Source organism: Methyloceanibacter sp. (genome assembly GCF_049590335.1).
Lineage (GTDB): Bacteria > Pseudomonadota > Alphaproteobacteria > Rhizobiales > Methyloligellaceae > Methyloceanibacter.
This window is the reverse complement of record NZ_JBAWCQ010000114.1, coordinates 13,604-37,822: the sequence shown is the minus strand read 5'-3', so window position 1 is coordinate 37,822 and position 24,219 is coordinate 13,604. Positions and strand designations below refer to the sequence as shown.

Annotated in this window: 24 protein-coding genes; 5 read left to right on the top strand and 19 right to left on the bottom strand. The window is 61.9% G+C overall.

The window, feature by feature from the left end; all coding sequences use genetic code 11:
• The first annotated feature begins 312 nt into the window (after positions 1 to 312).
• Positions 313 to 1,182, top strand: a complete 870-nt coding sequence (gene mazG / locus WBQ77_RS09175; RefSeq protein ID WP_424059919.1) for a nucleoside triphosphate pyrophosphohydrolase — start codon at positions 313 to 315, stop codon at positions 1,180 to 1,182.
• A gap of 8 nt (positions 1,183 to 1,190) precedes the next feature.
• On the opposite strand, the gene hflX is transcribed toward mazG, so the two are convergent.
• From hflX to WBQ77_RS09145, 6 genes are all read right to left on the bottom strand, one after another.
• The gene (gene hflX, locus WBQ77_RS09170) at positions 1,191 to 2,603 is read right to left on the bottom strand and encodes a GTPase HflX (RefSeq protein WP_424059917.1); all 1,413 of its coding nucleotides are present in this window, start codon (positions 2,601 to 2,603) and stop codon (positions 1,191 to 1,193) included.
• Positions 2,604 to 2,858, bottom strand: coding sequence for an RNA chaperone Hfq (gene hfq, locus WBQ77_RS09165; protein ID WP_424059914.1), 255 nt, complete (start codon positions 2,856 to 2,858; stop codon positions 2,604 to 2,606).
• A 171-nt stretch (positions 2,859 to 3,029) separates the two neighbouring features.
• Entirely contained in the window at positions 3,030 to 4,427 is a 1,398-nt protein-coding gene (locus tag WBQ77_RS09160) for a sigma-54-dependent transcriptional regulator (protein ID WP_424044576.1), read from the bottom strand.
• A complete protein-coding gene (locus tag WBQ77_RS09155; protein WP_424059912.1) occupies positions 4,417 to 6,711 on the bottom strand; it encodes an ATP-binding protein in 2,295 nt (764 codons plus the stop codon). Before WBQ77_RS09155 ends, WBQ77_RS09160 begins: the two co-directional genes overlap by 11 nt.
• A 271-nt stretch (positions 6,712 to 6,982) precedes the next feature.
• Complete coding sequence (ntrC, locus tag WBQ77_RS09150; protein WP_424059910.1) at positions 6,983 to 8,428, bottom strand: nitrogen regulation protein NR(I); 1,446 nt, start codon at positions 8,426 to 8,428, stop codon at positions 6,983 to 6,985.
• A gap of 15 nt (positions 8,429 to 8,443) precedes the next feature.
• Entirely contained in the window at positions 8,444 to 9,610 is a 1,167-nt protein-coding gene (locus WBQ77_RS09145) for a two-component system sensor histidine kinase NtrB (RefSeq protein WP_424059908.1), read from the bottom strand.
• Between the two features lie 207 nt (positions 9,611 to 9,817).
• On the opposite strand from WBQ77_RS09145, the gene WBQ77_RS09140 reads away from it, so the two are divergent.
• Together WBQ77_RS09140 and WBQ77_RS09135 are read left to right on the top strand one after the other, a co-directional pair.
• Positions 9,818 to 10,999, top strand: a complete 1,182-nt coding sequence (locus WBQ77_RS09140; protein WP_424044582.1) for a bifunctional 2-C-methyl-D-erythritol 4-phosphate cytidylyltransferase/2-C-methyl-D-erythritol 2,4-cyclodiphosphate synthase — start codon at positions 9,818 to 9,820, stop codon at positions 10,997 to 10,999.
• Positions 10,996 to 11,496 (top strand): CinA family protein, encoded by a 501-nt coding sequence (locus WBQ77_RS09135; RefSeq protein WP_424059906.1) that lies wholly within the window; start codon positions 10,996 to 10,998, stop codon positions 11,494 to 11,496. Before WBQ77_RS09140 ends, WBQ77_RS09135 begins: the two co-directional genes overlap by 4 nt.
• 32 nt (positions 11,497 to 11,528) lie before the next feature.
• Here WBQ77_RS09135 and WBQ77_RS09130 read toward each other — a convergent pair whose 3' ends face one another.
• The 13 genes from WBQ77_RS09130 to eno form a co-directional block, all read right to left on the bottom strand.
• Complete coding sequence (locus WBQ77_RS09130) at positions 11,529 to 11,999, bottom strand: type II toxin-antitoxin system RatA family toxin (RefSeq protein WP_424059904.1); 471 nt, start codon at positions 11,997 to 11,999, stop codon at positions 11,529 to 11,531.
• 15 nt (positions 12,000 to 12,014) lie between these two features.
• On the bottom strand, positions 12,015 to 12,977 hold the full coding sequence (gene lipA, locus WBQ77_RS09125) for a lipoyl synthase (RefSeq protein ID WP_424059902.1): 963 nt from the start codon (positions 12,975 to 12,977) through the stop codon (positions 12,015 to 12,017).
• A gap of 21 nt (positions 12,978 to 12,998) precedes the next feature.
• Positions 12,999 to 13,268: a GlsB/YeaQ/YmgE family stress response membrane protein gene (locus WBQ77_RS09120; RefSeq protein ID WP_424044589.1), complete on the bottom strand. Its 270-nt coding sequence runs from the start codon at positions 13,266 to 13,268 to the stop codon at positions 12,999 to 13,001.
• Between the two features lie 35 nt (positions 13,269 to 13,303).
• Positions 13,304 to 13,537 carry a GlsB/YeaQ/YmgE family stress response membrane protein gene (locus WBQ77_RS09115; RefSeq protein WP_424044591.1) on the bottom strand — a complete coding sequence of 78 codons (234 nt, stop codon included), beginning with the start codon at positions 13,535 to 13,537 and terminating at the stop codon, positions 13,304 to 13,306.
• 81 nt (positions 13,538 to 13,618) lie between these two features.
• Positions 13,619 to 15,028, bottom strand: a complete 1,410-nt coding sequence (lpdA, locus tag WBQ77_RS09110; RefSeq protein ID WP_424059899.1) for a dihydrolipoyl dehydrogenase — start codon at positions 15,026 to 15,028, stop codon at positions 13,619 to 13,621.
• Entirely contained in the window at positions 15,025 to 15,615 is a 591-nt protein-coding gene (locus WBQ77_RS09105) for a GNAT family N-acetyltransferase (protein WP_424041638.1), read from the bottom strand. The genes lpdA and WBQ77_RS09105 overlap by 4 nt, the downstream gene beginning before the upstream one ends.
• 130 nt (positions 15,616 to 15,745) lie before the next feature.
• A complete protein-coding gene (locus WBQ77_RS09100) occupies positions 15,746 to 16,336 on the bottom strand; it encodes a GNAT family N-acetyltransferase (protein WP_424041637.1) in 591 nt (196 codons plus the stop codon).
• A gap of 23 nt (positions 16,337 to 16,359) precedes the next feature.
• The gene (locus WBQ77_RS09095; protein WP_424059897.1) at positions 16,360 to 17,478 is read right to left on the bottom strand and encodes a dihydrolipoamide acetyltransferase family protein; all 1,119 of its coding nucleotides are present in this window, start codon (positions 17,476 to 17,478) and stop codon (positions 16,360 to 16,362) included.
• Positions 17,479 to 17,480: 2 nt separating this feature from the next.
• Positions 17,481 to 17,969 (bottom strand): DUF6980 family protein, encoded by a 489-nt coding sequence (locus WBQ77_RS09090; protein ID WP_424059895.1) that lies wholly within the window; start codon positions 17,967 to 17,969, stop codon positions 17,481 to 17,483.
• Positions 17,966 to 19,411, bottom strand: a complete 1,446-nt coding sequence (locus WBQ77_RS09085; protein ID WP_424041633.1) for a pyruvate dehydrogenase complex E1 component subunit beta — start codon at positions 19,409 to 19,411, stop codon at positions 17,966 to 17,968. The genes WBQ77_RS09090 and WBQ77_RS09085 overlap by 4 nt, the downstream gene beginning before the upstream one ends.
• Positions 19,412 to 19,415: 4 nt before the next feature.
• Positions 19,416 to 20,438, bottom strand: a complete 1,023-nt coding sequence (gene pdhA, locus WBQ77_RS09080; RefSeq protein WP_424041641.1) for a pyruvate dehydrogenase (acetyl-transferring) E1 component subunit alpha — start codon at positions 20,436 to 20,438, stop codon at positions 19,416 to 19,418.
• Positions 20,439 to 20,589: 151 nt separating this feature from the next.
• Entirely contained in the window at positions 20,590 to 20,913 is a 324-nt protein-coding gene (locus WBQ77_RS09075; protein ID WP_424041632.1) for an FtsB family cell division protein, read from the bottom strand.
• Between the two features lie 72 nt (positions 20,914 to 20,985).
• Positions 20,986 to 22,260, bottom strand: a complete 1,275-nt coding sequence (eno, locus tag WBQ77_RS09070; protein ID WP_424059893.1) for a phosphopyruvate hydratase — start codon at positions 22,258 to 22,260, stop codon at positions 20,986 to 20,988.
• A 124-nt stretch (positions 22,261 to 22,384) separates the two neighbouring features.
• On the opposite strand from eno, the gene queC reads away from it, so the two are divergent.
• A complete protein-coding gene (gene queC, locus WBQ77_RS09065) occupies positions 22,385 to 23,116 on the top strand; it encodes a 7-cyano-7-deazaguanine synthase QueC (protein WP_424041628.1) in 732 nt (243 codons plus the stop codon).
• 177 nt (positions 23,117 to 23,293) lie between these two features.
• Complete coding sequence (locus tag WBQ77_RS09060; protein ID WP_424059891.1) at positions 23,294 to 24,151, top strand: hypothetical protein; 858 nt, start codon at positions 23,294 to 23,296, stop codon at positions 24,149 to 24,151.
• The last annotated feature ends 68 nt before the right edge of the window (positions 24,152 to 24,219 follow it).

The window sequence follows — 24,219 nt, the reverse complement described above, 5'->3', positions numbered from 1 at the left end:
CATCTGGACATCGCCGGCACCGCGATGGCCGCGGAAAGCAGCGACATCAATCGGAGCTGGGGATCGGGCTTCGGCGTGCGGCTGCTCGATCGGTTTATCCAGGACAATTACGAGCGCCGCTAGGCGTTCGGGGCTGAGGGCAGCGGCATCGTAATGCCGCTGCCGGCCCCTCTATCTCCATATCCTGAATTTTCCATAATATACCTTATGCGAATTTCGGTTATGGGCTTGATAGGGCTTAGTATAGTCCTGTAATACATTGATAATACGCTGATTTTCTGATTTTGTGGGGCCGCTCTACGGATGGATTCCATGACAGACAAGCGCACGCCTGGCGGTGATAGTGATAAGGCCTATACGTTGTCCGATCTGCTGGCCGTTATGGCGCGGCTGCGGGACCCCGAGACCGGGTGTCCGTGGGACGTGAAGCAGAGCTTCGAGACCATCGCGCCCTACACGATCGAGGAAGCCTACGAAGTGGCCGATGCCATCCAGCGCGGCAACATGGACGCGCTGAAAGAAGAGCTTGGGGACCTGCTCTTACAGGTCGTCTACCACGCACAGCTCGCCGCGGAGATGGGATCGTTTTCGTTCGACGACGTGGCCGATGTCATCACCCGCAAGATGATCCGGCGCCATCCGCACGTGTTCGAGGGCCCTACCCGGCGCGATGCTTTTCTCGGGTCTGGCCTTTGGGAACAGATCAAGGCCAAGGAAAAGGCTGAGGGGGGCGAAGGCACCTACCCGACCGGCATTCTAAACGATGTGCCGGTCGGCATGCCGGGGCTGACTCGCGCCGCCAAACTTCAGAAGCGGGCCGCAGATGTCGGGTTTGATTGGTCTGAGGTCGGTCTAATAATCGGAAAAGTCGAAGAAGAGATCGCCGAGTTGAAGGCGGCGATCGCGGAGTCCCAGCCCCATGAGCGGATTGCCGATGAGTTCGGCGATGTGGCGTTCGTCTTGGCGAACGTGGCCCGGCATCTCGGGATCGATCCCGAGGCTGCGCTGCGCGGCACCAATGCCAAGTTCATACGCCGGTTTGGGAGTATCGAAGCGGCTCTGGCGGCCCAGGGTCGCGGTCCGCAGGATGCCGACCTCGATGAAATGGACAAGCTTTGGAATGCCGCGAAGCTTGAGGAGAAGTCCACCAATCAGGATGGCTCGAGCGGCAAAAACGAGTAGGGCGTCCCCTACTCGGTCGCGGTCTGCAGCCGCGATGCACCGGCAACGCGCGCAAGCTTGTCGCGCTTTTCGGGCGCCACGCGAATCCGCAAAGACGTGACGCCGTCACCAAGATGGGCACGGGTGATCACCTCGCAATTCTCATAGATCCAGTTTGAAAGCGCGCCCTCTTGGGGCTGTACCACGATGTCGAGTGTCTGCCGGCGCTTGTTGAGCCGGATTTCAATTTCGGCGAGGAGGTCATCCAGCCCTAATTTGCTGACGGCGGACACGAGTATGGCGCCGTGGCGCGCGGCCTCGTTCTTCGCGTGCTCCAATTCGGCTGGGTCGAGAAGGTCGGCCTTGTTCCAGACTTCGAGCACCCTTTCAGGCTCCTCGTCCGCTTGGATCCCGAGATCGGCGAGAACGGCGTTCACGTCGGCCCTTTGGCTGGCCGTCGCGCCATTGGAAATGTCACGGACGTGGAGAACGAGATCGGCTTCCTGAACTTCTTCGAGAGTCGCCCGGAACGCGGCCACGAGCGTGGTCGGTAGGTCCGAGATGAAGCCCACCGTATCGGACAGTACCGACTTCGATCCATTGGGCAGCGCAAGCGCACGGATGGTCGGGTCGAGCGTGGCGAAGAGAATGTCTTGCGCCGGGACCTCGGCGCCTGTCAGCGTGTTGAAAAGCGTAGACTTTCCGGCGTTGGTGTACCCGACCAGGGCGACGGCCGGAAACGGAACCCGTTGGCGCGATTTTCGTTGAAGCGCGCGCGTTTGGCGGACGTGTTCGAGCTCTTTTTGGATCTTGGTGATGCGCTCGGACAGGAGACGGCGGTCGGTCTCAATCTGCGTCTCGCCAGGGCCGCCGAGGAAGCCGAATCCGCCGCGTTGGCGTTCCAAGTGGGTCCAGGAGCGAACGAGCCGGCTCTTCTGATAGACGAGGTGCGCCAGTTCGACCTGCAGGCGCCCTTCCCGCGTGCGGGCGCGTTCGCCGAAGATCTCTAAGATTAGCCCCGTCCGGTCGAGCACCTTTGCCTGCCAGGCGGTCTCGAGATTGCGCTGCTGAACCGGCGTGAGCGGATGATCGACGATGACGATCTCCGCCTCTTCCATGCGGACCACGCCTGCCAGCTCTTCCACCTTGCCCAAGCCGAACAGTGTCGCGGGCTTGGGCTGCGGGATCGGAACCACACCGCTTGCGCGAATGTCGAGATTGATGGCCGCCGCAAGACCGACCGCTTCTTCAAGTCTCGCCTGAGGCGTTCGATCGGGAATGACCGCGGTTTGTCTACGCGCACCCTCTCGCGGGCCCCGGCCGGGCCTCACACCGAGGATCGGCGCGAAGACAACGGCGCGCACGCGGCGCTCCGCATGTTCCTCGTCGCGTTCTTCTCGTCCCTTTTTACTTGCGAGCTGTTTCGGGTCGGTCGGACGCAATTACTCTGCGGTGCCTTCCGTATCGGTGATGTCTGCAAGCTGTATCGGCTGGCCAGGCATGATGGTCGAGATAGCGTGTTTGTAGACGAGCTGCGAATGGCCATCGCGGCGCAGCAGGACGCAGAAATTATCGAACCAAGTCACGAAGCCCTGTAGCTTAACGCCGTTTACCAGGAAGATCGTGAGTGGGATCTTACTCTTGCGAACATGATTGAGAAAAGTGTCTTGCAAACTTTGCGTGCGCTCTGTTGGCATGGGCTTGTTTGTCCATTTGGTTCACGCTTGGTCTCAAAATATGATTCCGGATTGAGACGAACCGGCACTGAACAGTATTGATACGCAACCAGAATGTGCGTCTGTAAGGTATTCGACTTAGGATGAATTCAGCGTGCGTGCCTCCCCCTAAAAGCGAGTCCCTGAGTTATGCTAACGCATTGCGGCATTTCTTTCATTCGAATTGACACCTAGAGCACGAAGTTTCCGATGGAGCGCCGAGCGCTCCATGCCGATAAACTCGGCCGTGCGGGAGATGTTGCCGCCGAAGCGGTTTACCTGGGCAAGCAGATACTCGCGCTCGAAAATCTCGCGGGCGTCTCGCAGTGGCAAGGACATGAGATGCTCGCCGCCCGCCCCGTTCGGCGTCAGCGGCACCGGCGAGACGATCTCGTCGGCGAGCATGTCGGCCGTGACAATTGTATCCGCATCGCCGCTGACAAGGATCATCAGCCGCTCCACATTGTTGCGCAGCTGGCGGACATTGCCCGGCCATTCGTGAGATTGCAGCACGGCCATCGCGTCTTCGCCAATCCGGCGCGGCGGCAGACCCGAGGCTACGGAAATGGTCTGCACGAAATAGCGCACCAGGTCGGGGATGTCTTCGCGCCGCTCGGCGAGGCCCGGAATGCGGATCGGCACCACGTTCAGTCGATGATAGAGGTCTTCGCGCAGGCGCCCGGCAGCAATTTCCTTCTGGAGGTCGTGGCTGGTCGAGGAGACCACCCGGACATCCACATGCACCTTCGGTCCGCCGCCGAGGCGCTGAAAGCGCTGTTCCACCAGCACGCGCAGGATTTTCGCCTGGGTTTCCAGCGGCATGTCGGCGACTTCGTCGATATAGAGGGTTCCGCCATGGGCCTCTTCCAAGGCACCGACCTTGCGGGGCCCGGCGCCGGTCCCCTCCTCCGTTCCGAAGAGTTCGAGCTCCATGCGGTCCGGCACCATCGACGCCGCGTTGAGAACGACAAACGGGCCGTCTTCGCGCTGGGACTTCGCGTGCATCACCCGTGCGGCCAGTTCCTTGCCACACCCGGAGGGCCCGCAGATCAGGACGCGGCTATTCGTGGGGGCGACCTTCTCGATGGCTTGGTGCAGTTGGTTGATCGCGGCCGATTTGCCGACCATTTCGAAGGAATAGGTGCTGCGTTCGCGCAGCTCCCGGTTCTCGCGCTTGAGCTTTGACGCTTCGAGCGCGCGCGCGGTGATGAGCACAAGCCGGTCAGCCTTAAAGGGCTTCTCGATGTAATCGTAGGCGCCCCGCTGAATGGCCGACACGGCGGTTTCGATATTGCCGTGGCCGCTGATGATGATCACGGGCAGGTCCGGATGGGCCTTCTTGATCTCCTCCAACAAGTCGAGGCCGTCGAGCCGCGAGCCTTGGAGCCAGATATCGAGAATGACCATCGAGGGGCGGCGTTCCTCAACGGCTTTCAGCGTTTCGTCGCTGTCCTTGGCGAGCCGGGTGCCATGCCCTTCGTCCTCCAGGATGCCGGCAATGAGCTCCCTGATATCAGCCTCGTCGTCGACGACCAGGATGTCAGACGCCATGGGTTACTTCCTCTTCTACGGCAGACGTTTCACTCGTTTCGGGCTCGGATTCGGACTCGGCGGCAATGTTCATGTCCGGCTCCTCGCGCATTACGATCGGCAGATCGATCCGCACAGACGCCCCCTCCACTTTTCCGTCGCGTTTTGGTGCATCGGCCAGACGCAACTTGCCGCCGTGCTGCTCGGTGATGCGCTGCACGATGGCTAGCCCAAGTCCCGTACCTTTGATCCGGGTTGTCATATAGGGCTCGATCAGGCGATCGCGGTCTTCCTTCGGCAAGCCGCAGCCATTGTCGATGATTGTGACATAGACTCGGTCGCCCTTGGTCGTGACCTTCGCCGTGACCTGACCGGTTCCAGCGCGATCGGGATTGTTCTCCACGGCCGTGTCGATCCCCTCGCTGGCGTTCTTGACCAGATTGGTGACGGCCTGAGTGAGCAAGCGTTGGTCCGACATGGTCGTGACCGGCTTGTCCGGCAGATCGAGTGTGAAGTCGATATCCGGGCGGCTGACCTGAAACAAAAAAACGGCCTCACGCACGATCTCGCGCACGTCATGCATTTCCATGACGGGCTTGGGCATGCGCGCGAACGCGGAGAATTCGTCCACCATGCGGCCGATGTCGGAGACCTGCCGGATGATCGTGTCGGTGCACTGTTCGAAGATCTCGCGATCTTCGGTGATGACTTTGCCGTATTTGCGGCGGATGCGTTCCGCTGACAGCTGGATCGGTGTGAGTGGGTTCTTGATCTCGTGCGCGATGCGGCGGGCGACATCGGCCCAGGCGGTGGAGCGCTGTGCAACAACCAGCTCGGTAATGTCGTCGAAGGTGACCACGTAGCCCTGCCCGTCCCCTTCGCTCGTCACGCGGACCGCGAAATTGCGCTCCGAGCCGCTCCGCCGCAGCGAGACCTGATCGGTCGCGGGCGGCCTGCCCTGCTTGCGGGCGCGTTTTAGATGGGGCCCGAACTCGGGCACCTCGTCCGCGAGCTTCGATCCGACAAGGTCTGCCCCTTTGAGGCCGAGAAGCTCTTCCGCAGAGCGGTTGACCAGATTGACCGTCCCGCTCGCGTCCACGCCGACAACGCCTGCGGTCACGCCAGAGAGCACGGCCGACATGAAGCGGTTGTGTTCGTCGAGGGTTGCGTTGGCGCCGACGAGTTCGTCGCGCTGGGTCTTGAGCTCGGAGGTCATGGTGTTGAATGTCGAGCCAAGCACCGCGAGATCGCCGTCTGCGGGATTGACGGCGACCTTCACGCCAAGATTGCCGTGGCTAATTTCCTCGGCGGCGCCCATCAACTGCCCGATAGGAGCGACCAGGCGGTTCGCAAACCACATGCCGATCCAGATCGCCGACAACAGCAGCGTCAGCGCGATCGCCACATACATGAGGCCGAACGCGACCTGGACGCCGGCGCGCCGTTGCTCGAGCAACTGATACTCGGCGACGTTCGCGCGCGTCGCCCGCAACTGCTGGAGGACCCGTGCGTTCACCGGGCGGATCACGTAGAGGAAGGTATCGTCGAAATTATCGAGGCTCTTGATGGCTCCGACTATGCTGGTCTTGCCCGGCGCGATGACGATGACCTGGCCTTTCTTGGCAAGGTCCATCGCCTCCTTGGGCGGCGCACGATACGGCAACTCCGCCATGGAGGCCGCCGTCGCGAGCACCTTTCCCTTGTCATCGATCAGGTAGGCGCCCGGGATGGCGCGGATCGCGGCTTGGGCGTTCAAGAAATTCCCGAACCCTTGTGGGCGCGCCCGAACCAGTTCGACCGCCTCATCGATGTCCTTGGCCATGCCGACCGTGTCCGAGCGGATGACCTGGCCATGCTCCTGGAGATAGGCCGTGGCCACGTTGATCGAGTTTTGGATGATCGATTTCGTGCGGCTGGAGAACCAATGATCGAGACCGCGGTCGAGCGAAATGCTCGCGAAGATCGCAAGCGCGATTGCCGGCACGACAGCGATGACGCTGAACAGGCTCACGATACGTACATGCAGTTGCGCGCCCGCTTCGTGGCGCCGTCTGGCGAGCCCTAAGCCCGTCACCTGCCAAGCGATCAGCCCGATCATGGCAGCCACGAGCACCGCGTTGATGAGTAAGGTTGTCACCACCACCTGTTGGGTGGGTACGATCGGTGTCAGGCCTGTCAGAACGAGATAGGTGGCCAGTCCCGCGCACAGGGACAGCACCATGATGATGAGCCCGAGCGTAAACTGCAGGCGCCTGCGTTTCGCCCGTACGGTGGTCTGACCGTTCGGTTCACGCTCAAGCGTCACTTTCGGCGGTGGGGTTAAGTCGCTACCTGCCTTAGCGATTGTCTTATCTGGCCCGGGGGCGCGCAAAGCGTGCTGCTCTCCCTCCCAAGTCGGGGGGCCGGTTTGAGCCGGCTCTCATCGATGCGGCATATTGACCACAGATATGATGCAATAAGATCACATTGTGGCGCTTTGGCGACAGGCGCCGTGGCCGCTACGGTGCGTACCGCCCCAACGTGGAACATGCGTGCAAGGGGCCAATATGGGAGGCGTGCGGGGCTCTGACCAGGGTTCAGACGACGGGTTTGCGGATGACCTTGATGCCCAGATCACGGATCTTCTTGCGCAGCGTATTGCGGTTCACCCCGAGGAGGTCGGCGGCGCGAATCTGGTTGCCTCGGGTCGCGGCCAAGGCGGCCATGATGAGCGGAGATTCTACTTTGCGTAAGATTCTCGTGTAGAGACCCGCCGGGGGAAGCTCCTGTCCAAAGCTCTTGAAGTAGTCGCCGAGATAGCGTTCCACTGCTTCGGAGAGGTCGGCCGTGGCCTCGGGCGTATCGCTAAATGGCGTCGGACGCGTGGTGGGCGCGAATTCGCTTTCCACCATATCGACGCTTACGATGTCCTGGGTGTAGATCGCCGACAGGCGCCGCACCAAGTTTTCCAGCTCACGCACATTGCCGGGCCAGTTGTGGCGCTTGAGACGTTCGATCGCGCCGGTCTCGAAGCTTTTGGACGGCAGCCCCTCTTTCTCGGCGATGGCTAGGAAGTGGCGCACCAATTCAGGAATATCCTCGAGACGTTCGCGCAATGGCGGCAGGCGCAACGGCACGACATTGAGCCGGTAATACAAGTCCTCGCGGAAGAGACCTTGATCGATCTGCTGCTGCAAGTTGCGATTTGTGGCGGCGATGATCCGCACATTGGTGCGTATCGGCGTCCGTCCGCCCACGGTCGTATATTCGCCTTCCTGCAGCACGCGCAGCAGCCGTGTCTGCGCTTCCATCGGCATATCGCCGATCTCGTCGAGAAAGAGCGTGCCGCCTTCAGCCTGCTCGAAGCGGCCCAAATGGCGGGTCTGTGCACCGGTGAAGGCGCCCTTTTCGTGGCCAAACAATTCGGACTCGATGAGTTCTCGCGGAATGGCCGCCATGTTGATCGCCACGAACGGACCGTTCCTGCGCTTGCCGTATTCGTGCAGCGCGCGGGCGACGAGCTCTTTGCCCGTGCCGGACTCGCCGGTGATCATGACGGTGAGGTCGGTCTGCGTCAGCCGTGCGAGGATACGGTAGATGTCCTGCATCGCCGGGCAGCGCCCAATCAGAGGCATACCGTCGCTGGATTCGGTCGAGATCGGCTGCACCTTTTTGCGCGGTTCGGCGAGCGCGCGGCTAACGACCGAAATGAGCTCGTTCAGATCGAACGGTTTAGGCAGATACTCGTAGGCGCCGCGCTCGGCTGCGGTTACGGCCGTCATGAACGTGTTTTGCGCACTCATCACGACGATTGGCAGGTCGGGCCTGAGCTTCTTGATGCGCGGGATTAAGTCGAACGCACTCTCGTCTGGCATCACGACATCGGTGATGATGAGATCGCCGTCTCCTTGGCTAACCCAGCGCCAGAGCGTCGCGGCGTTGCCTGTGGCGCGGGGTGCGTACCCCGCGCGGGCAAGGGCTTGGTTCAGGACCGTTCGGATTGCCGCGTCGTCGTCGGCGATCAAGATATTGCCTTTTCCCATTCTTCGGTCCGTCTCTTACGTCTCTGCTTCGTTGCTTCTTGTTGTATTGGCCGTCTCGGTCGTGCCGTCACGGCCGGCCATCGGCATCAGTGCGCGGAATACCGTGTAGCGCGGCCGGGAGTCGCATTCGATGATGCCACCATGGTCCCCGATGATCTTGGCGACCAAAGCAAGGCCCAGGCCCGTTCCAGACAGTTTCGTGGACACAAACGGATCGAACAGGTGCTGTATAAGCTCGGCCGGCACGCCGGTGCCGTTGTCCTCGACGGCGATTTCGAGAGGCAGGCTCACACGGGCCTGGCTACCTGGAACCGAAAGTCTGACGCCCGGCCGGAATGCGGTCGACAGGGTGATCTGGCCATCGTTCCGCGAATCTCCTATCGCCTCCGCCGCGTTCTTGACGAGGTTCAAAAACACTTGGACGAGCTTGTCGCGGCTCCCGGAGACCGGCGGGAGCGAGGGATCGTAGCTCTCGACAAACCTGATGTTGCTGGCGAAGCCTGTTGACGCGACCTGCTTTACATGATCGAGGACGTCGTGAATGTTCACCGGCTCACTCCGCAGCGGCCGCTCGTCCCCGAAGATCTCCATGCGGTCGACGAGCTTGCAGATACGGTCCGACTCCGAGCAGATCAGTCGTGTGAGCGTACGGTCGGACTCGTTGCAACCACTCTCCAGAAGCTGCGCCGCACCTCGTATGCCGGAGAGCGGGTTCTTGATCTCATGCGCCAGAACCGCGGCTAGGCCGGAGACGGACCGCGCGGCGCCGCGATGGGTAAGTTGGCGCTCGATCATTTGCGCCATGCTGCGCTGTTGGATCATGACCATTACCCCTCCGTTCGGGACCGGGACCTGCCCGCCGTAAAGGTCCACCAGCTTTGGCGACTCGAAGCGGAACGAACTCAGCTCCACACCGTATTCGTTGACGGTGGTGCCATTGCGCTCGACCTGCTCGACGAGCGCTATGAGCGGGCACCCGAAGGCGACGACGTCCGGGAGGCTCTGCCGGCACAGAACGCTGGCGCTCATCTGGAACAAGTCTTCAGTGGCGGTGTTTACGTACTTGATTGTGAGACCCTCGCCGATCACCAGCAGCGGATGCGGGAGGGCGTCGACGAGCGCGTCGCAAGGAATACCTTTTGCCCCTAGCCTCGCCTCTGGTGTTTTGGTCGACAGCGCCAATGCCTATATCCTCGCGGCCAAATTCTGGTGGCGAAACGATACGTGCATAAAATATATGCACTGATGATTCATGAACTATTATTGGGCAATATACGTGCGTTTTGAGTTGGGGGCAATCTTCAAGATGCTGCAGTGCAACAAGTATAGGAATCAGGGACTTAGGCCTGAGAATCGGCAAACTTGTTGCAGCGTGCGGAGGTGTTTTCTGTGAGTGTTGCAGCGCTGATCGTGGCCGCCGGGCGGGGTGCCCGGGCCGCCACTGATGCAACACGACCGAAACAGTACTGCGAAATCGGCGGGGCGCCGATGTTGACTCGCACGCTTTCGGCCTTTGCGGCCCACCCCGGCGTCGACGACATTCTGGTCGTGATTCATCCCGACGATGTGGCGCTCTACGGCGCGGCAAGCACGGCTTTTACGTCCGACATATTATTGCCAGCGGTAATGGGCGGTGCCCGGCGTCAGGACAGCGTTCGCTTGGGGCTGGAGGCACTTGCCGGCGAGCCCCCAGACCGGGTTCTGATCCACGACGCGGCGCGTCCCTTTGCCGATGCGCGGCTGATAACCCGAGTGATCGATGCCCTTGCAACGAGCCCCGGCGCCCTGCCCTGTCTGCCGGTGACCGACACGCTGAAGCGCGAAGCGGACGGCCGCGTGGCGGGAACGGTCTCGCGCGCGGGTCTGTTCCGGGCCCAGACACCGCAAGGTTTCGACTTCCAGTCGATCCTAACTGCGCATCGCGCTGCGGCGCGGGATTCGACACTCGACTTCACGGACGATACGTCGGTGGCCGAGTGGTTTGGGCTCAATGTGGCGATCGTCGAAGGTTCTGAAGACAATCGCAAGCTGACTACGGCGGAGGACTTGATGATCGCCGGTCGACTTATGCTGCAAGGTGGTGCGCTTGCGGGAACGGTGCGCGTGGGCTCGGGCTATGACGTGCACCGTCTCGGGCCGGGCGATGCGGTCATGCTCTGCGGCGTGCGCATTCCCCATACACGAACGCTGCTTGGACACAGCGATGCGGATGTGGGTTTGCACGCGCTGACAGACGCTCTTCTCGGCACGATCGCCGACGGAGATATCGGGGCGCATTTCCCGCCGTCCGATGCCCGTTGGCGGGGCGCAAGTTCCGATAAGTTTTTGAAGGACGCGGGCGAGCGGATCACGGCGCAGGGCGGCACGATCGTGCACACGGATGTGACGCTGATCTGCGAAACTCCGAAGATCGGTCCCCACAGAAATGCGATGCGTGGTTCGATAGCGGACATTCTGGGATTGGCGCTGTCGCAAGTCAGCGTGAAGGCCACCACGAACGAGCGGCTCGGGTTTGTGGGTCGCGAAGAGGGCATAGCGGCCATGGCCACGGCGACGGTCAGGCTGCCATGAGCGGCATCCAAAACTCCGACGCAGTCTCGGCCTTGGCAGCCGAGGTGCTCGCCGCCGCGCGGGCGCATTGCGACCTGATCACCACCGCAGAATCCTGCACCGGCGGGCTCGTATCCGCCGCGCTGACATCGGTTCCGGGTTCGTCGGACGTGTTCGATCGCGGCTTCGTCACCTACACCAACACGGCAAAGTCCGAAATGCTCGGCGTTCCCTTCTGGATGATCGAGAAACATGGTGCGGTGAGCGAGGAGGTCGTCCTCTCCATGGCGGGCGGTGCGCTGACCCACAGCAACGCCACCCTGTCCGTCGCTGTCACCGGCGTCGCCGGGCCTGGCGGCGGCAGTTCGGACAAGCCCGTCGGTCTCGTTTACTTCGCGGCCGGCCGCCGCGACCTGCCGATGCAGCGTCAACGCGTCGAATTCGGCGATCTCGGTCGTGAGGAGGTGCGGCGACGGAGCGTGGAGTGCGCGCTTCTTATGTTGCGCGCCCTCGCCTGAGGCCTGCTTGTCCCGATGTCTGCTCGGTATGGCTAGCTCGTGAGGCCCGCGCCCTTCACCCCATAGATCTGATCGGCGCGCGCCTCGAATGCGTAAGTGTACTTCCGAACGGCCTTGTCAAACAGACTGCCGACCAAGTGCTCGAACATGCGCGAGCGGAACTTGTAGGCAATATAGAAATCGATCTCCGAACCGCCGGTACTGCGCGGTTCGAAGCACCAGCGATTTTCCAGGTGTTGGAACGGTCCGTCGACATACACGACCAGGATCGAGCGTGTGGCCGGATCGAGCGTCACCCGGCTGGTGAATCTCTCACGGATCAGCTTGTACCCGACCTCCATCTTGGCAGTCAGAACCTCTTTGCCCTCGACGGTCTCGCGGCGAACGATCGAAAGCGCTTCGCAGAGTGGCAAGAACTCCGGATAGTCCTCCACGTTGGCGACGAGCGCATACATGTCATCGGCCCCATGGGCGACAGGATGTCGGGTTTCGAATGTCTGCATCTTGGAGCGTGGAACCTACGCGCGGAGGCCAGCGAGCCGCGCCGTTTTCAGGCGTTCGAAGTCTTCTCCCGCATGATAGGACGAGCGGGTTAGCGGCGTGGCGGCGACGAGCAGAAAGCCTTTCGCTTCGCCGATGCGTTTGTAGTCCGCGAAGCGCTCCGGTGTGACGAAGCGGTCGATGGCGGCGTGTTTGCGGGTTGGCTGCAGATATTGACCGATGGTGAGGAAGTCGACATCGGCCGCGCGCAGATCTTCCATAAGGGTCTCGACCTCCTGGTCCGTTTCACCGAGGCCGACCATGATCCCCGACTTAGTGAAGACAGCCGGGTCGAGACGCTTGGCGTCCTCAAGCAATGACACGGAGTGCGCAAAGTTCGCGCCCGGCCGAATGCGCCGATAAAGCGACGGCACTGTCTCCACATTGTGGTTGAAGACGTCCGGCCTCGCTTCCAGCACGATCTCGAGTGCGCCGTCTTTGCGCATGAAGTCTGGCGTCAGAACTTCGATAGTGGTCTTGGGCGCAGCCTGCCGGATGGCCGTGATGGTCTGCGCGAAATGCGTGGCCCCGCCGTCGGCGAGGTCGTCCCGGTCGACGGAGGTGACAACCACATGTTTCAAGTCGAGGTCGGCGATAGCATCGGCCGTGCGCGCCGGTTCGTCCGGGTCGAGATGGGACGGCTTTCCGGTGGCGACATTGCAGAAGGCGCAAGCGCGCGTGCACACATCGCCCATGATCATCACGGTCGCGTGCCGCTTCGACCAGCATTCCCCGATATTCGGACAGGCTGCCTCCTCACAGACGGTGTGGAGCCCATTGCGGCGCAGCGTTTCCCGCGTTCCCTCGAAGCTTGGGGTTCCCGATGCCTTGACGCGAATCCAAGCGGGTTTGCGCACCAAGGGCGTATCGGGCAACCGAGCTTTCTCAGGGTGGCGCGGACGTTTGTCCGCGCCTCTAACAGCGTCTAGCAGTGTGACCATAGGGATTCGTACAGCGGCCGCTTAGTTGCTCAGCTTCCGCCAAAGCCAAATGACGATCACGGCGCCGACAGAGGCAACCATCAAATTGCCCAGCCATCCGTAATACTCGACGCCCACGACTCCCGCTAGTGTGCCGCCGAGAAAGGAGCCGGCGATACCGACAAGAAAGTTGGTCAGGAGGCCATGGTCGCTGGCCGTGATCTTTTCGGCAATGTAGCCGGCCAGAACGCCGATAATGACCATGCCGATGAAACCGACGCCCGGCATTGATAACAACCCGTGAGCTTCCATCTTTGCCTCCCTTTTGCTGTCAGGCCGCGCCGACCCTAGCGCATTCGCTGCCAAAGCCAAAGACACAGCGCCGCGCCGGCGGTGGCGATGATGATTTGGCCGACGATGTTCGATGCGGTGATCCCGATGAAGCCGCCAAGCAGGCCGCCGACAACCGCGCCGACCACGCCGATAAGCAGGTTGGTGAGAAGGTCGTTTTTGCGCCCCATCAGGTACGAGGCAAGAAAGCCGGCGATCAGGCCGACCACGAGGAACATAAGCAGCGACATATCAGGTCTCCTACCGTTGTTCTGGCAAAAGTGGGTTTGGCGTCTAACCGTCCCGCGCCTCGGCGCGTTTTCTCGGCGTGCTCAAACATGCAACGCACGTCCAAACGCATCCAGCACTGACTCATGCATCATCTCCGATAGTGTCGGATGAGGAAAGATCGTGGCCATCAATTCCGCCTCGGTGGTTTCGAGCGTCTTTCCGATAGCAAATCCTTGAATAAGTTCCGTCACCTCCGCCCCGATCATATGGGCGCCGAGCAACGCGCCCGTCTTGGCATCGAAGATGGTTTTGACGAGACCCTCCGTCTCGCCCAGCGCAATCGCCTTGCCATTGGCGGCGTAAGGATAGCGGCCTATTCGGAGCTCATGGGCCGATTCCCGCGCTGCCCGCTCGGTGAGTCCGAGGCTGGCGATCTGAGGTGTGCAATAGGTGCAGCCCGGCACGTTGGCCGGATTCAGCGGGCGGACGCCCTCGACACCGGTGATCTTCTCAACGCACAGCACGCCCTCGCGCATGGCCTTATGGGCGAGCCAGGGCGGGCCCACCACATCGCCGATGGCGTAGAGTCCGGGCGCGCCCGCACGGCACCACTCGTCGACGACGATATGGCCCCGGTCGATTCGGACGCCCTGCTCTTCGAGGCCGAGGCCCTCCACATTGCCGGTGATCCCGACGGCCATGATGACTCGCTCCACGGCGATCTCGGTGGCAATGCCGTTGGCGGTCCGCAGCCGCGCCGAGACGCCATGCGCGGTGTTGCGGAGCTGTTCGACCGTCGCGCCCGTATGGATGGTGAGGCCTTGTTTCACGAACGCCACATGCGCGAGCTTTGAGATCTCTTCGTCTTCCACCGGCAAGATGCGGTTCTGGACCTCGACGACCGTGACGTCCACGCCGAGAGCGGAATAGAAACTTGCGAACTCAATGCCAATCGCGCCCGAGCCGATCACCAGCAGGGACTTTGGGAGGCTGTCGGGCACCATCGCCTCCTTGTAGGTCCAGATGCGCGCGCCATCGGGTTCAAGTTCGGGAAGGCTGCGGGCCCGCGCCCCAGTCGCGACAATGATGTGTTTGGCCGTGATCGACGGCAGGATCGTGCTGTCCTTGGACGTGAGGGCGACGCGCCCTGTGTCCTCGATCCGGCCCGTCGCGTCGAACACGGCAATCTTGTTCTTCTTCATCAAAAAGGCCACGCCGCGGGCGAGTTTGCCCGCGACGTTGCGGCTGCGCTGAACAATCCGTTCAAAGTCGAACCCGACCCCCTCGACGCGCAGGCCAAACGCCTCAGCTTCCTTGATCTGCCGGTAAAGCTCGGAGGTGTGAAGCAAGGCCTTGGTGGGGATACAGCCCCAGTTTAAACAGACGCCACCGAGATGCTCCTTTTCGACCACGGCCGTTCGCAAGCCGAGTTGCGCGGCGCGGATTGCCGCCACGTAGCCGCCGGGACCGCCGCCGATGACGACAAGATCGAATTCCGTGCCGGCGGTCATCTGAGCGGCCTCACCATCAAGATCCAGTCTCCCGATTGTGAAAACGCCGGTGGCAGGATGGCGGGCTCTCGCGCCACTGCCTGATAGCCGCAGCGCGCATAAAGCCGTTCGGCGCCGGTGTTCCAGCTGCCGACTATGATGCTGGTCGCCGGAGTACCCAGTTCGACGGCGCGCGTCTCCGCGATGTTGAGAAGCCTCGCGCCGATGCCCTGCCCGCGGAATTCGGCAAAGGCCGCAATCACATTGACGTACCACGTGCCCGGTGCTTGGGCCTCGAGACGCACCAGCGGCCGGAACGGCTCGGGCATATCGCCTAGGCCAGAGAGGTCGTACGGATCGTCCAGCGGATAGCCGACAAGGCAGGCCGCAATCTCATCGCCGATCTGGGCGACCGTGGTGTGGCGATAAGAGAACCCGCCCTCCTCCCGGCGCGCCCGTTCGCGCCCAACTTCCAGCGCCGAATGGCCTGGGCCCGCCATCTTGAGCCACAGCCAGTTGGGTGCGCCTTCCCCGGCAATATCCATCAGCACTGAGAGCGTGGCGGCATCCGCGAGGGTCGCTGGGCGGAATGTGGGCTGATGTGTCATTCGGTTGCCCAACAGAATTGGCCGTGAGCGCAGCATCGTTGCAGGTTCTTCGAGACAGGCCTGGAGCCCGCTGTACAACGCTGCGCGGGTTTGCCGCCAAGCAAGGGCACGTCAAATTCGGTGTGAAAACTCACGTGAGCGGCCTCGTCATCAATACCCAATCTCCCGCTTGGGGAAAACCGGTGGGAAGACTTGCTCTCGCCCGTCCTGCGGGCCTATAGCCGGACCGGCCATAGAGCCGCGCGGCGCCATCGTTCCAACTGCCGACTACGATGCTGGTCGCGGGCGCGCCGATCTCTTCTGCCTTGGAGGCCGCAAGCTCGAGGAGTTTCGTGCCGAGCCCCTGCCCCAGGAATTCTGAAAAACTTGCCATCACATCGACATACCAAGTGCCGACTGCTTGTGCGGCGAGACGTGCAACCGGCCGAAACAGTGCGGGCTTCTTGTCAATTCGGGACAGGTCGTACAGGTTCTCAGGTAATCCGCCGATTAGGCACGCGGCGATCTCCGTGCCTATCAGCGCGACCGTGGTGTTGCGATAGTAGTCCTCGCCCTCGTTCCGTCGCACGACTTGGCGCCCCTCTTCGAGTGCCGAATGTCGGGGGTCCACGTGATCGAACCAAGTTTTGTTCGGCAAGCCGTTGCCGGCGATGTCGATTAGGACAGCGAAAGAACTGGCGTCCGAAAGTGTCGCCGGGCGGAATTTGGGTTTGAGCGCCATGGTTGTGCCAGGTGGATCCGCGGCTAGACCAGCATGGTCACGGGGTCTTCGAGATAAGCCTTGAAGGCGGCGAGCAATTCCGCGCCCAGCGCGCCGTCGATGACGCGGTGATCGCAGGATAGCGTTGCGCCCATCATAGTTGCGATCTTGATGGCGTCGTCCTTGACGATGGGCTTCTTTTCCGCGCGCCCCACGGCGAGGATCGAACTATGCGGCGGGTTGATCACCGCATCGAAGCTGTCGATGCCGAACATGCCGAGATTGGAGATCGAGGTCGCCCCGCCCTGAAATTCGTGGGGGGAGAGGCGCTTGGAGCGGGCCCGCGCGGCAAGGTCACGCATCTCGTTGGAGATCTCCGACAGGCTCTTGACCTCCGCATCGCGGATCACCGGCGTGTAGAGGCCGCCGCCCTCAAGCGCGACCGCCACGGCAATATCAGAGGGGCGATGGCGCAGAATGCCCTCTTCCGTCCAGGTAGCGTTGGCCGCCGGCACGGTCTGCAGCGCCATGGCCATGGCTTTGATGATGAAGTCGTTCACCGAGAGTTTGAAGGCACGTGGACCGTCCTGTGGCGCCATGCCGTTCAGGCGTTCGCGTGCCGCCAGGAGCGCGTCGAGCTCACATTCGATGTTGAGATAGAAATGCGGGATGGTCTGCTTGGCGAGGGTGAGCCGCTCGGCAATGAAGCGGCGCATCGTATTGTGCGGCACGACCTCGTAGCGGCCGGGCTCGTAGAGCGCGAGGATCTGCTTGTCCGGCATGCCAGGAGCTAAGCCTCCAGCGACGTCAGGCGCCGGTGTGGACGACGGCGCCTGCATCAGCTCGCCCATGACCGGCGCTTCGGCCTGGGCGGCGGGCGCCTCGGCCGGAGGCGCGCTCGCGTCAGGCGCTGTCGCTTGCGGCTGACTCAAAGCCTGTTCCACGTCGGCAACGACGATGCGGCCATGCGGGCCGGAGCCCTTCAGGGTGGAAAGGTCGATGCCGCGTTCATGCGCAATGCGCCGTGCGAGGGGCGAAGCGAACATACGCGCCGCGTCGGCTGTCCCGTCCTGCGTACCTGCCAGGATCTGCTCCGCGATACGGTCCATCACATGCTCTGCAGATCCTTCGTGTGGGCCATTGTGACCCATCGGGACAATCATGATTAAAGTCCCTTCTCGATCCACCACGCTTCGCTCTGGTAGACCGGTGGCAGCGTGTCAAGCTCTTCGTCGAGAACGCCGACATCGCGCCCCAAAATCTTTTCTGCTTCTTCGAAAAAAGCGTCGCGCACCGAGCGCGGTAGCGGTTTCCCCGTCCACGGATCGAAGCGCAGCGTGGTCATCGCCGGTCCGCCATCGAACACGGGCATTCCGAACTCGCGGAACACGGGCGAGTAAATTATCGGCTGTTGCGGATCGCAGGCCGCCCATAACAGATCCGGATAGTCGGAGAACAGGGCAGACTTCCGCGGGTCCAGTTCGAATACTTCCCGGACTTCCTCCATGTGTTCGGTAAGGATCGCGAAGACCCCTTCCCAGATTTCGCTCCAGCCGTCCTCGTCGGGATCGAAATTGTCGAAGCGCTGGCAGGCCAGCCGATTGGCTTCGATTTCCTTGTCCATCTCTTCATCCGTGAGCCAGAAATCTGTCATGCCGCTTCATTCCGATAGCAAACAGATTTGGCTGCACTCACGACAAGGTCGGCCGTGGGCAGAGCGAGCTTTTCAAGATTGGCGGCATACGGCATGGGCACGTCTGCGCCCGTGATCATGAGCGGGGGCGCATCGAGATAGTCGAAGGCGTGCGTCGTCACGGCGGCGCAGATTTCGGTGCCGATGGAACAGACGGGCCAGCCCTCTTCGATCGTGACGATGCGATTGGTCTTGCGTACAGAGGCCAGCACCGTCTTCATGTCGAGCGGGCGCAAGGTGCGAAGGTCGATGACCTCCGCTTCAATCTCCACCTCCGCCAATCGTTCGGCCGCATCGATCGTGTAGGCGAGGCCCCGCGAGTAAGAGACGAGCGTCACGTCTCGCCCTTCCCGCGCGATACGAGCCTTCCCGATTGGCAGAACGAAGTCGTCGAGCTTCGGCACGGAAAAGTTTTGGCCGTAGAGAATTTCATTTTCCAAAAAGACCACCGGGCTTTCGGCGCGGATCGCTGCTTTCAAGAGCCCTTTTGCGTCGGCGGCGCTGTAAGGCGCGATGACTTTCAGTCCGGGAACTTGAGCGTATACAGATGAAAAGTCCTGGCTGTGCTGGGCGGCGACACGTGCCGCCGCGCCGTTCGGTCCGCGGAAGACGATGGGGCAGTGCATCTGCCCGCCGGACATATAGAGCGTCTTGGCCGCGGAGTTGATGATGTGATCGATGGCCTGCAGGGCGAAGTTCCAGGTCATGAACTCGACGATAGGCCGGAGGCCTGCGAAGGCCGCGCCCACACCGATGCCGGCAAAGCCATATTCGGTGATCGGCGTATCGATCACGCGGCGGGCGCCGAACTCGTCCAACAGTCCCTGGGTAACCTTGTAGGCGCCCTGATACTCGGCCACCTCCTCGCCCATGACGAAGACATCGCCGTCGCGGCGCATCTCTTCGGCCATGGCGTCGCGCAAGGCCTCTCGCACCGTCATGTCCACCATCTCCGTGCCGGCCGGTACTTCGGGCTCCGGGATTAGCTCGGAGGGGGCTGCTTGCGGGCCCGCGGGCGCGGTCTCGGCCGCGGACTCTGTTTCGCCCAAATCGGATTTGGGTATCACCGGCGCCGGTTCTTGTGCGACCGGTGCTTGCGACGGGGCGTGCACCGGTTCGGGCATGGCAATGGCCGGACCGCCTTCGGCGGGGGCTTCGTCGTCCTCCAATTGCAGGATGGCGATGGGCTGATTGACGGGCACGTGCTCGGTGCCTTCGGGCACCAGGATCGACTGAATGACTCCGTCCTCGATGGCTTCCACTTCCATCGTGGCTTTGTCGGTTTCGATCTCGGCGATGACATCGCCGGTCTGGACGGTCTCCCCTTCGCACACATGCCATTTGGCGAGAGTGCCCTCCTCCATTGTGGGAGACAGCGCCGGCATGAGAATATCGGTGGGCATCGCCTTAGCCTTTCTCCGCCACCACGTCGGTCCACAGCTCGCCCGGGTCCGGTTCCGGCTCGTCCTGCGCGAACTGGGCGGCCTCGTTGACGACCGCCCGGATCTCCTTATCGACAGCCTTCAGCTCGTCTTCGCCGCGGCCGAGTTCCGAGAGGCGTTTGTGCACGAGTTCGATCGGATCGTGATGCTGGCGCATGTCCTGCACCTCTTCCCGGGTGCGGTACTTCGCGGGATCGGACATGGAGTGGCCGCGATAGCGATAGGTCAGCATTTCCAGTATCATCGGGCCCTTGCCGCTGCGGATATGCGCAAGCGCCTCCTCGCCCGCAGCCTTTACCGCGGCGACATCCATGCCGTCGACCTCGCGTCCCGGAATGCCGAAGGCGAGCCCGCGATGATGCAGCTCCTCGGCTTGGGCCGAGGCGCGCTCGACCGCGGTACCCATGGCGTAGTGGTTGTTCTCGATGATGTAGAGGACCGGGAGCTTCCACAGCGAGGCCATGTTGAAGCTCTCATAGACCTGGCCCTGATTGGCGGCGCCCTCGCCGAAGAAGGTCAGGCACACATTGTCGTTGCCCCGATACTTGTTGGCGAAGGCGAGCCCTGAGCCCAGCGGAGCTGGCGTGCCGACAATGCCGTGCCCGCCAAAGAAGCCTTTCTCGACAGAGAACATGTGCATCGATCCGCCCTTGCCTTTGGAGTAACCGCTCCGTCTGCCGGTGAGTTCCGCCATCACCCCCTTGGGGTCCATGCCGAGGACGAGCATTTGGCCGTGGTCGCGATAGGAGGTTGCCACCTGATCGCCGTCGCGCTTGGCCATCATCATCCCGGTGACGACAGCCTCCTGGCCGATATAGAGATGGCAGAAGCCGCCGATAAAACCCATGCCGTAAAGCTGACCAGCCTTTTCCTCGAAGCGGCGGATAAGGAGCATTTTGCGGTAGGCCGCAAGATAATCTTCGGGGGTCAGGGCAGCGTGTGGGGGAAGCGCCGGCTCCTCACGCGGCTCGGAGGGCTTCTGGTCCATCCAGAAATTGGCCGCTGCAGGCGTTAGGCTTGGGCTGGTCAATCCGGGCCTCCTTGCGACTCACACCTTTTGACGCTAGCGAAGCTAGCACGAGTCCAAAGTCAGCCAAAAGACAAGGACGCGCCTCTAAGGGCGGGTGCCGGGGCGGATATCAGCGTTTGACGAGCGGTCCGGTCGGGTCTGGTGGCCGCCGGTTCATCATGATGAGATCACCGGGGTGAGCCAGGTTCAAGATGGCCCGCGCCCGCTCGTCCAGCATGTCGGGATCGAGGCTGTCGGGCTCCAGGAGCGCCACGTCGCGCTCGATCCGCTGCCGAACCTCGCGTAGGCCTTCGAGTTCGCCTTCAAGCACAGCCGCGCGGCGCTGGAGATCGGTCCTCGCCGTCAGCCCATGGTCGCCACTTTGCAGATGGTAGCCGAAATAGCCGCCGGCGCCCAAAGCCAGAAGCGGCAAAACAAACGCCCGGAACCGCATATTTTCTCCCCACGCAGCGAATCACAAAGATCGTTGCGTGGGCGTTAAGACGCAGTTACCAGCGGGCGGATTTTACGCTTTCAGGATCGCGGTTCCGGCGTAGCGGGCCCTTGGGCCCAACTCTTCCTCGATACGGATTAGCTGGTTGTACTTGGCGACCCGGTCGGAGCGCGCCAGCGACCCGGTCTTGATCTGTCCGCAATTGGTGGCGACGGCCAAATCGGCGATCGTGGCGTCCTCGGTCTCGCCGGAGCGGTGAGACATGACGGCCGCGTAGCCGGCTTCCATCGCCATATTGACGGCGTCCAAGGTCTCCGTGAGCGTGCCGATCTGGTTGACTTTCACCAGGATGGCGTTGGCGATGCTGTTGTCGATGCCCTCTTTCAGGCGGGCCACATTTGTGACGAAGAGGTCGTCGCCCACGAGCTGCACGCGATCGCCAATGGCATCGGTGAGCGAGCGCCAGCCATCCCAGTCGTCCTCGGACATGCCGTCTTCAATGGAGAAGATCGGGTAGGCGTCCACGAGTTCCGTGTAATAGGTGGCCATCTCGTCGGCAGTCAGGCTACGCCCCTCGCCTTCGAGTTCGTAGCGCCCCTCCTTGAAGAACTCGGTCGCGGCCACGTCGAGCGCCAGATAAACATCCTTGCCCGGTGTGAAGCCTGCGGTCTCGATGGCGCCCATGACGAAATCGAGCGCCGCCCGCGTCGATTCCAGATTGGGCGCGAACCCGCCCTCATCGCCTACCGCCGTGCTATGGCCAGCGGCCTTGAGCGCGGCAGCCAGGGCGTGGAAGATCTCCGCACCGGTCCGCACTGCCTCGGCAAGGCTGCTCACGCCGACGGGCATGACCATAAATTCCTGGAAATCTATGGGGTTGTTCGCGTGGGCTCCACCATTGACGATGTTCATCATCGGCACCGGTAACAGGGTAGCGTCCTCACCGCCCAGAAAGCTGTACAGGGGCTTCTTGTGGGATAAAGCCGCCGCTTTCGCCGCTGCCAGAGACACACCGAGAATAGCGTTTGCGCCCAGCCGCTTTTTGTTCTCCGTGCCGTCGAGATCGCGCAGGAGCTGGTCGAGACCGCGCTGATCGTCTGCGTCGAAGCCATCCAGGGCTTTGCGAATTTCGCCGTTGACCGCCTCGACGGCCTTTTTCACGCCCTTGCCGCTATAGCGGGGGCCCCCGTCTCGCAGCTCATGGGCTTCGTGGGCGCCGGTGGATGCACCTGAGGGCACGGCGGCGCGGCCATGGTGGCCGTTCTCGAGAACAACATCGGCTTCGACCGTCGGGTTGCCGCGGCTGTCCAGGATTTCTCTGCCGACTATGGTGGCAATCGCTGCCATGTGGGTGCCTCCCCAAAGAATTTCTGTGACGTTTTGAGGCCGTCATAACCTAGGCGGACGAGAACGTGAAGGCGTATTGTCCACGTCGCGCGCTCGCTTTCGAGCGCCAAACCGGAGGCCTTCCATGACAGCATCTTCATCGAGCGAACCGGCTGGTGCCTTGGTCCTGTTTTCAGGCGGACAGGACTCCACGATCTGCCTTGGTCATGCCCTGGAACGCTACGCTCGAACAGAGACAGTCGGCTTCAATTACGGGCAGCGCCATCTTGTGGAGCTTGAGTGCCGGACGCGGGTTTTGGCGGCACTTCGCGAGCGCTTTCCAACCTGGGGCGCCCGTCTCGGCGCCGACCATATGATCGATCTATCCAGCTTCGGCGCGATCGGCGAGACGGCGCTGACGTCCGAGGCTGAAATCGTCATGACGGAGTCTGGGCTGCCTTCCACATTCGTTCCCGGGCGCAATCTGGCGTTCTTCGTTCATGCGGCCGCGCTCGGTCATCGCCGTGGCCTAACCGTGCTTGTGGGCGGTATGTGCGAGACTGATTACTCGGGCTATCCCGACTGCCGGGACGAAACGCTGCGGACGCTGCAGGAGGCCCTTCGTCTGGCGACGGAAACCCCCTTCTCCATCGAGACGCCGCTCATGTGGCTTTCGAAGGCGCAGAGTTGGGGGCTTGCCGAGGGCCTCGGCGGGTCCGCCTTCATCGACCTTATCCGCGAGGAGACCCACACCTGTTACGTAGGCGATCATGAGACGAAGCACGATTGGGGCTATGGGTGTGGCGCCTGCCCGGCCTGCGAACTGCGCGCCAAAGGGTACGAGGACTGGCGTGGCGCAGCAGCAAAGCCAAGCTAACACATGGTGCTTGATCGCTTGTCTTACTGCGATTCTGAGGCGGTACGGCTATCGTCATGGCTCTGTTGCGGGTCGGGCGGATCATGGACTGCGCCGGGTAAGCCACTTAGAAGACGATCGAGTGGTATAGCTCCTATAGGTTGGCGCCTCAGACATTTCGTAGATCAGAGGAAAACTATGAACCGGCACAAACGTCCTAAACGCGTGGTCAAGCTCGGCGTTTTCTTTGCAGGCGCTTTCTTTGTCGGCCCCGTGCTCGTAACAAGCGAGTCCCTCAAGGACAGCGCGGCATTCGCGGCAGTGGTCGAGCGGGTTGAGGTCCAGCCGCCGACTGAGCGCGTCAGGAATGACCTGCCTTCGGGCGCGGCCAACATCGAACAGAGTACAGTTCCGACCGATCGTTCCTTTGTCGTCACGCAGGCCGAGACCGGCGAGTCCGCCGGCGAAGCCGCATCGGAACCGCCCGAACAACCAGAAACAGATCCCGTAGCTGAAAAGGAAGCAGAGGTTCAGCAAGCAGCGGAAGAGCTACTTGCTACCAAGGAAGAAGAGGAGAAGTGCTGCAAAAAGGACGACAAGACCCCCCCGTTTGAACTGATTGCGAACACGCCTCCCGGCGAGCTCAACAATCCATATGACTGGAAGGAATTGGCGGAGGAGAACAAGGACGACCCTGACTACCTCGTAAAGCAGTACCAGCTTCCCGGCTGTAACGAGTGCCACGGCGGCGACGGCGGCGGCGGCTTCTGCCCTGCCCTTAGCCAAGGTGTCTGGTTCTGGGGTAACACGGATGACGTGTTGTTTCGCCTCATCGCGCTGGGTTCTGCGGAGTTGGAAAAGCAGGGATGGGCACGCTATCAGTATGGGACGGTTAAAGCGCCGATGCCAGAAATGGGACAGGTCATTAAGACGTCCGACCACCTCTGGAAGATTATCTCCTTCATTCGGTCGATCAACCCTCCCGGCACCAATCCGCCCGAGAAGGTTATTCCGGGCAAGTACACGCCACCGGTTGAAGAGCGGCAGGCGGAGTAAAACTTAGCTGTATTCGATACTATTGATCGCCCGGACGTTCGGATCGGGCGGCCAATGTCTGGCAAAGC